The 8,156-nt window shown below is 42.1% G+C and carries 7 protein-coding genes; 6 read left to right on the forward strand and 1 reads right to left on the reverse strand.

The features are described from left to right. The 6 genes from ABFQ95_06305 to ABFQ95_06330 form a co-directional block, all read left to right on the forward strand. Positions 1–1,307, forward strand: a 1,307-nt coding sequence (locus ABFQ95_06305; protein ID MEN8237135.1) for a hypothetical protein, incomplete at its 5' end; no start/stop codon positions are given. Continuing rightward, positions 1,300–2,205: a hypothetical protein gene (locus tag ABFQ95_06310; GenBank protein MEN8237136.1), complete on the forward strand. Its 906-nt coding sequence runs from the start codon at positions 1,300–1,302 to the stop codon at positions 2,203–2,205. The genes ABFQ95_06305 and ABFQ95_06310, both read left to right, overlap by 8 nt. A 221-nt stretch (positions 2,206–2,426) precedes the next feature. Then, a complete protein-coding gene (locus ABFQ95_06315; GenBank protein ID MEN8237137.1) occupies positions 2,427–2,921 on the forward strand; it encodes a hypothetical protein in 495 nt (164 codons plus the stop codon). 49 nt (positions 2,922–2,970) lie between these two features. Further along, positions 2,971–5,139 carry a hypothetical protein gene (locus ABFQ95_06320; GenBank protein ID MEN8237138.1) on the forward strand — a complete coding sequence of 723 codons (2,169 nt, stop codon included), beginning with the start codon at positions 2,971–2,973 and terminating at the stop codon, positions 5,137–5,139. A gap of 13 nt (positions 5,140–5,152) precedes the next feature. After that, a complete protein-coding gene (locus ABFQ95_06325; protein ID MEN8237139.1) occupies positions 5,153–5,605 on the forward strand; it encodes an Imm39 family immunity protein in 453 nt (150 codons plus the stop codon). A 400-nt stretch (positions 5,606–6,005) separates the two neighbouring features. Next, complete coding sequence (locus ABFQ95_06330) at positions 6,006–7,424, forward strand: hypothetical protein (GenBank protein ID MEN8237140.1); 1,419 nt, start codon at positions 6,006–6,008, stop codon at positions 7,422–7,424. A gap of 344 nt (positions 7,425–7,768) precedes the next feature. Here ABFQ95_06330 and ABFQ95_06335 read toward each other — a convergent pair whose 3' ends face one another. Then, positions 7,769–8,119, reverse strand: a complete 351-nt coding sequence (locus ABFQ95_06335; GenBank protein ID MEN8237141.1) for a hypothetical protein — start codon at positions 8,117–8,119, stop codon at positions 7,769–7,771. Positions 8,120–8,156 lie beyond the last annotated feature (37 nt).

An 8,156-nucleotide genomic window follows, 5' to 3' on the forward strand; every position in this document is an offset into this window, starting at 1 on the left:
CAGAAAATAATGAGCAAAACGATAGACAGACTAGGACAACTCCAATCCCTGCTAGAAAACCTGATTTTGGGCCTAGAGGAGTATCAAACTGGGATCCAGACACCAGTGGTTGGGACTCTCAACAGTTTGTACCTCAGGTAAATTTGTCAGAGGAATTTAGCATACCACGCACCCAAAGCGCACAACACGCGCTTCAACCTCAACCAAATCTTGAAACAAGAGGTCGTATGTCCGTAAGAGAGCAGCCTGCGCCTCAACGAAATGTTAGTCCTACTCGTCTTCCAGATACTTATTTTGAACAAGGCGTTCAAGGAGTAACCTCTGAAATTGGCACATGGACCACAGCTAAAGATCAATTGCTTGCAGGTGATATGAGCTCCAAAACCCTGAGCCGTACAGCCGGATATGGTGCACTTGAAGGTTTATCCTACGCGCATCAAGGATTGGATGCCGTTACTCTGGGTTTATGGTCAGAGGCTGGTGATGCGATTGAATACCTTTCAGATGGTGTCCGTACTGGAATTCGTCGTGGTACTCGTTGGGTTACAGGAGATCAAAGACTGGGGCAAAACGCCGGCGACTATGTTTACGCAGCACTTTCCATTGTTGGTCCCAAAAAATTCTTAGCCCCTGTGGAGATTGCCAAAAAAAGTCAAACTCTTAGCAAAGTTGCTCGAGCCGGGCAAAAATTAGCTTCTGCCACCAAGCCCAAAGCAGCAAAAGCCACTAAAATTTCTAAAAATTTGCCTTCTAAAAAACCAACTGCTTGGAGGATGCAAACTTCAGGAAAGGTCAAACTTGAAGCTTTGGATTTGAATGGAATGTGGAATAAGTCCATGCGAGGCGGCTCTGCTGGTTTTGGGAAGGTGCCGGTTAGCCCGAATGTGAATATTCGAGGTGTGCAACTGGGGTCGAGGAATTCTCGCTTGCAACCTTGGACAGTGCGACCAGGTCAAGAGTGGAAGATGAAAATAGTTGGACGTGGACAAAGGACAAAAACTCCAGGACATGCCCTGGAATCTTATAAAATAGCAATTCGCGAGGCCAAGAAACCCCAAACACAAACTGTATTGTTGGATAAAGGTGTTAATAGAGCTTTACCTGAGAATATTAGACCTAACAGACGTCCTGATGTGTTGGTTGTGCAAAAAAATCAGAAGATTAATCAGCATGAGGTGCAGAGTATATCGGATCGTCCCAATGATTTAATGGCAAGAATGGACGATACTCGTTCTAGGTTTCCAAAAGACCTGCGAGGAGAGAATAAACTACATAAAATTCCAGGAGTTGAATATCCACATGGTTAATGACACACTACCCGGCCCTTTGGGCAATGCAATTGCTTTACATGAGTTTAGAACAGAAGATTTTACTCTCAAAGATTGGTTTTTTTACACAGAACAATGGTTTGAGAAACACAATTTGACTCCTAATAAAATGGGATTTGATGCCCCCTATGGGTCCAGGGGACGTAGTTCTATTGGCTATAAATATGGTAAAAAACGTCTGATAGAAAATAATTTTGCAGATGTCACAGGGATATCAATAATGGCAAATCCCAGTGTGGCCCCTAAAAACAACTTGCTTGCTATTGCCGAGGCGATTGCGTATCTGAAGGAAAATAACCGTTCAACCCTCGTTATGTGTTGGAGTGACCGAGTACAAGAGTTTATTAAAGGTTATTTAGAAAGCTTTATTACAGAGTTAAACCAGTTTGTTAGTCCTAGGTATGGTTATTGCTTCCAAAGACGGTTTGCCCACAGCCCTACTTTTTATACTGTTGGTATTATAGGTTGCGAGGGAGAAGATGAGCCCTCAGAAGAAGAGGAAAGAGAAATCACAAAATGGGGTAATGAATTCAGCTATTCAGATGGCACCTACAAAGCAGGAGATCTCCGTGATATCTACCCTCTCAACATCCTCACTCAACCACACCTTGACCGAGACGTTTATGGACAAAGTTTAAAAGATTGGATAGAGTCTTCTCCTGAGCATGGAGATCTCAAAAAACTTACGGATACGCTTTGGTCGTGGTGGGTTCCCAAGGAGAAAATACAATCCGTTCGTGAAGAACTGAGCAATACCGGGATTATTTTGTGTATGCAAATTGAGGACGAAGAGACAGAAATAAAATCAGATGACAAACTTGATCTTTCAGGTTCTAACTTGGATCCTTTTGGAGTATCACATCTGTATACTAAATAAATAGGGTTTGTCATGATTATACTGAAGCTGAATCAAAAAGTTGGTTTTCTGCAATCCTTGATACATCGACTGCCAGGAAATTTGTACAACTTTTTGTCAAAGTAAAAATTGTTTAATAGGAGGTGAAAAATGAACTATATATGACCTGACTTTGTTTAATTATTTTTTGTGTACTAATTATGTTTGACAACATTTAAAATTAATTATGAAAGGTAGAACGAATGAAAAAATCTATTCTCGTATTAAGTATGTCTTGTTTGCTTGTGTTAGCAGGCTGTGGAGGCTCCGGCCGCACAATGGTTCTAAATAAACCAACAGAAAGACACATGGCTAAAAGCTATAACCTTGTGGAGGGTGATTCCACAGTCGATTGTGACGTATCAGTTAAAAAATTATTTGAACAAGAGATCAATAAGGGCCTTGCTGATGCTCATATGGCCAAAGGCCAAGATCTGAAAATTGAATATCGTTTTATTCAGTTCAATGAAGGGAGTCGTTTAGCTAGGTACGCATCTCGTGGTATTGGGGATACTGGTGAAGGAGAAATGACTGTGGAAGTTATATTTAAGGATAAGGACAACAAAGAATTAAACAAACTTCACGTAGGCGGAAAAGTTTCATCAGGTTTCCTCGGGGGATCTTTTGATAATGCTGTTGAATTATCCGCACAACAAGTTGTTAAGTACGTTGTAGCAAATTTCAAAAGCGTTGCATAACTTGATGCAAGAGGACCACCGGCTTTGAGCTGGTGGTCTAAGAAACTAGATGCGTTCTAAAGTTTACAAATTACTCCTCTTTACCAGTCAATTCATACTGCTTACTTATCTGCAGTTAATATTAGCTCCTGCATATGCTGCAATTTATCCACCAGAACTTGAAGAGACTTTGCCGAAACCTCAAGCATATCAGTGCATGCACCTAAAATCGTGTGACGGTACATATTTTGAAATACACAGCCAGCTAAACTACTTTGACCGGCTTGAGGCCTCGCCAGATAAAATTGACGCCGCGCAAATCATTCAGGAGCAGTTGCAAGAAGTGCATGAAAAGAAAGGTCATGCATTTACTGCGCCCTTAGGCACAATGCTGACTTTGTACAATCAGATGCAGCAGTTAGGTCAAGCGATTGATGAATTATCAGCAGGCAGAGAACAACAGAGCAAAGCAGCCGCAGAAAATACCGAGGAACAAGAGGCAACGTCTGCTGCCACAAATACCAGGGCTAAAAATACCAGGGCTAAAAACCCAAAAGCCAATCAAGCAAAGTCAGTAACCAAGTCTGGTGCAGGTTTTAACCCGATCAATATACTGGTTGAATCCACGCCGCTGCTCAATATTGCAGGCACCATTTTTAAAGCCGTTGCCGATAGTTTGAGTGCTTCTGAAAGCAAGACCAAGGCTGAAAACCCACAAGAGGGTTTGCAGACAGAGGCAGGGGCAAATACACATGCAACCGAGACACGCTCGCCAAGAGGCGGAACGCAGGCAGGCACCTTTGAAGGTGCCTCCACCGGGACTGCTACAGACTCTGGTGCAGGTTCAGGGGCCGGGAGTGGCTTTGCGAGCCAACCCCCCGTCAGCGGTAACACATCGCCTGCTGGTGGTGGTCTTGGCGGTACAAGTGGCGGTGCAGGTGATCCAACCCCTGCTGCTGAGTCCGTCAGCCAAGCCTTTACCCCTGCAACACAGCCCTCGACCCTCTCTTCAGCAGAGCTGGGTTCAAACGGACGAGGTGTGTTTACTGGTATTGTTCCAGAAAATAATGAGCAAAACGATAGACAGACTAGGACAACTCCAATCCCTGCTAGAAAACCTGACTTGAGTTCTCGAGGTGTATCAAACTGGGATCCAGACACCAGTGGTTGGGACTCTCAACAGTTTGTACCTCAGGTAAATTTGTCAGAGGAATTTAGCATACCACGCACCCAAAGCGCACAACACGCGCTTCAACCTCAACCAAATTTTGAAACAAGAGGTCGTACAACCGTAAGAGGGCAGCCTGCGCCTCAACGAAATGGTAGCCCGCCTCGTCTTCCAGATACTGGCTTTGAACAATTGATGCAGGGAACAACAAATGAAATTGGCAATTGGTCTGTCGCCAAAGATCGATTGTTAGCCGGTGAAATTAACGCTAAAAATATTGCGCGCACAGCAGGCTATTGTGCCCTTGAACATATTGCTTCCGAAAGTCAAAAACTTGATACGTTAACGTTCGGTTTGTGGTCAAAGTTTGGAGAAGGAGTTGAGTATGTTTCAGATATTGGACGCACCTACATCCGGCGCGGTACCAGGTGGGCTACAGGAGATCAAAGACTGGGGCAAAATGCCGGTGACTATGTTTACGCAGCACTTTCCGTTGTTGGTCCCAAAAAATTCTTAGCCCCTGTGGAGATTGCCAAAAAAAGTCAAACTCTTATCAAAGTTGCTCGAGTTGGGCAAAAACTCAATCCAGTTTCCAAGGCTCCAAAAGCCACTAAGGTCCCTAAAAACCTCCCTTCTCAGAAAGCAACTGCTTGGAGGATGAAGACTTCAGGAAAAGTCAAACTTGAAGCTTTGGACCTGAATGGATTGTGGAGCAAAAGCATGCGAGGCGGCTCTGCTGGTTCTAAGGCAAAAGATAGCACTAAGGTACATAGAAATTCTCTCCAATATCAGGGGGAAACTCATGTGTATAGTATTAGAAACGTATCAAGGAGATACAATGCAAAAATTGGGGAAAGTACACAGGGCTATAGAAAGAGAGATGGTGCTTCAAAACGTGCAGAACAGCAGGCAAGAAAATTCAGACGTGAAACCGGAGATGTATACGTAACCAGAATACGCCAAAAATATCTTAATAAAAAAGACGCTAAAGTGGGTGAAACTAAGAGAATTGAAACTGTAAGAAAACTTTACGGTAACAAAGCTTTACCTGGAAATAAGAACAATCATTAAGCTGGAGAAGATAATGGGTCACAATAGAAAATTTGTACCATCAGGTATTGCCATTGTTGAAGAGAGAATGCAAAATGTTGGAAATTCTCTGGTAAAATTGCAAAACAAAATTGAAGAGGATATTGTAAATTCATCATATCTAGATGGTGCACCTTTTACTTGGATTGGGATGAATATCCGTTTTGGGCACAAGAATAAAAGGGCTCCTTGGTATCAGGGATTGAGTAAGAAATATGGTGATTTAACCATTGCCATAGAGATTAACGCTGATATTCTTATTTGGGCAGATCGCAATAATGTATCAATGTTAGACGATATATTCACTATTGCAGCACTAGAAGCTTTGATACACGTCGGAAAGAAATACCACCTAAAAACGAAAATGCTGGAAAAAGAACGCAGTCAGTATAGAGATATTCCGAATTCATTAGATGAAATTCGCAATCTTGATTCCTTAAAGCTTTAAAGTTATTATAGCAGTGGATATTCTTGGGACCTTTAAGTACATCGCGTGGTTGAGAATAAATACTTAACATAGTCTTTGATTTTGAACTAATTTTTTTTTAACGTACAAGATGCGGTTGTTGGATATTGTTCGGAGAAAATGGACGAATCAAATTATTGTAATTGCTCAACCGGGGGTTCAAGGAATCCAGGATCTATGCGGGTTTGATCGTTTTCCTTGGCTGATGGAAAATTTTCATCCGAATAAAAGTAAGGGGGTTCTAGACCCCGGTTGAGCAATTACAAATTATTTTCCAGTGGGAGTGGCTGAAAAAAGTTGCAAATATAGGCTAATAATTGTAACCTGTGCTCTAATTTTACATTAGGTAGATTCAACCATTGATATCAGATTGGACGATCAAATGAAAATAAATACCGATAAAATAAATAATTTTATCCAGGAGCTTAGTAACAAAGAACGGTGTTTTTATAAGTTAGGCCTGGGGTCATTTTTTGGAGAATTAATCGATCCTAACTTCAATCCCGAAACTGACGATCTGGATACCGACGACATTGAAGAATGCCTGAATGACCAGCAGCAAATGTGTCTTTACCCGGTTGCTTTGGAGTTTTTTTTGTCCAATGATTACCCCGACCCTGAAACTGAGGATTTGTGGAATGCGATTGATGCATTTATTAAAAGGTGTGGTAACGCCCTGACCACGGATGAAAAAAAATACTATCAGGGAATGCGGTCGTCCTATATGAGCTTATACGAGGTGGTTGATATTGATGTTGGTAAATCATTGACCTTGCGAGACATGATGCAAGGCAATTCTGCACCAATCAAAGTTTTAGAAAACAAAGCCACGCAGCATATTGCAAAGTGGGATGTTTTAGGTGTTCGATTGGTTAAAATGGGCAAGCGATACGTTTTAGCTGGCGGTTTGTTGCTCTTGGAAAAGGATTGCATTGATGATCTGATTGAGAACATAAAAAGAATAGATGCAGCTGTAATGCAAAGGCTTGGTACTCAGGATGACGCAGCTTACACAGAGCTTATGCTGAAAAAGTTATGGGTAAAACTGATTGCAGAATATTGGCTTGAATTTAGTATGCAGCCAGATCAAGAAACACAGCTGTTTAATAGAGATGGTGATAATTTCAAGCTATGCACAATGACTTTTCCCCTTAAAGCTGCTGCCAGTAAAGTTGCAGCAAAGCTCAACTCACTTGAGAAGCTTAAGATTGATGATGAAGACCGGCATTGGATATGGGTGGAAGAGGGTCATCCGCATAACGATAGTTTTGAAGAGAAGGAAGATAGCGACAATAAAAAAGTGTTTGTGGATACGAAAATCCAAGCATGGGACGGTGCTGCGGTCTATAATCTTTATGCTGACTTTAAGCTTAAAAATAAGCAGCTTATTGTGGAGGTGAACTCGGAACAACGGGCGACAATAGTAGAGTTTTTTCTCAAAGAAAATCTCGGAAAGATGATCGCAGAACCAGAACTTGACATTCAGTTGCCGGAGAGAATTTCAGAGATTGCAAACAAAGAGCCGGGTTCAGAAGCTCGAGGTGTATCTGAAGCAGAAATCGCTGTTGTTCATGCAATGATGGATCAGCATTACCGGCAATGGATTGATAGCAAGCTTCCTGTTTTGGATAATAAATCGCCTCGTGCAATGGTTAAAACAAAGGAAGGTCGAAAAACCGTAATATCTCTCCTAAAAGAGCTCGAGAATCTTGAAGACAGAAATGCCAAAACGACTCCTGAACAAAAGTATGATTTTGGCTGGCTTTTTGAAGAATTGGGTATCAAATCCAGTGAATTGTAGCACAATTCATTGCTAGTTTAATTTTGTAAATCAGCGCTGTCAACGTGATGGGGCACTGTACCAGTTCTATTCCAAACTTCTCTAAAGCCGTCCTAAATTTGTCCAACGTATCGCACAAAAATGATTCCTATTCAGTGGGTACCAAGCTTTTAGCCGATATGCTTCTTTCCTGGTAGAGTTTGTTTCAATGGCAGGCTATCCCTTATGCCACCAGAAAACTTGGTTTGGGGGAGATGTGGAATAGAACTGGTACAGTGCCACACACACTCTAGCCGGAAAGGTACTGTAAAGCTGCAAGCAAGAGATAAGTGGCGCCATCAAGCGCCACTTTCTCAATTGCTAGCTTAAGTTGCTTTGTTCAAAGTTGGCATGGGTAGAGGAGGATGCACATGCGATCCTATAGGATGCAGTATGCCAAAATCTTCAGAGATCACAATCCAGGAGGGTCCAGAATCTTCCAAAGCTGGTTCAAACTTTCCCAAGACAAACACCAGTTTGCCTGCCAGCAAGCAACTTGCTGCGTATTCCACAAATGATTGATTTTCGACAGAAACGCGGTATTTAAAAAAATGCTTACTGCCGGCTATGGGAGTGAGCAGAGTAAAGGTAGCCAATCGTTCATTCTTGTCCTTGAAGACAACATTAACGTCTTCTTCAAGCCGGCCAACAAGGCAGAGGTGGTTGCAAAAATACATAAGTTTCTCCTTTTTCTAAAAGTTATTGCACAAACCA

The sequence above is a fragment of the Pseudomonadota bacterium genome (assembly GCA_039714795.1).
Classification (GTDB): domain Bacteria; phylum Pseudomonadota; class Alphaproteobacteria; order JAGOMX01; family JAGOMX01; genus JBDLIP01.

What these genes read in the sequence shown, in the direction of transcription:
- ABFQ95_06310 (MEN8237136.1), top strand. Translation starts at nt 1,300, where the DNA reads ATGGTTAATGACACACTACCCGGCCCTTTGGGCAATGCAATTGCTTTA.
- ABFQ95_06315 (MEN8237137.1), top strand. Translation starts at nt 2,427, where the DNA reads ATGAAAAAATCTATTCTCGTATTAAGTATGTCTTGTTTGCTTGTGTTA.
- ABFQ95_06320 (MEN8237138.1), top strand. Translation starts at nt 2,971, where the DNA reads ATGCGTTCTAAAGTTTACAAATTACTCCTCTTTACCAGTCAATTCATA.
- ABFQ95_06325 (MEN8237139.1), top strand. Translation starts at nt 5,153, where the DNA reads ATGGGTCACAATAGAAAATTTGTACCATCAGGTATTGCCATTGTTGAA.
- ABFQ95_06330 (MEN8237140.1), top strand. Translation starts at nt 6,006, where the DNA reads ATGAAAATAAATACCGATAAAATAAATAATTTTATCCAGGAGCTTAGT.
- ABFQ95_06335 (MEN8237141.1), bottom strand. Translation starts at nt 8,119, where the DNA reads ATGTATTTTTGCAACCACCTCTGCCTTGTTGGCCGGCTTGAAGAAGAC.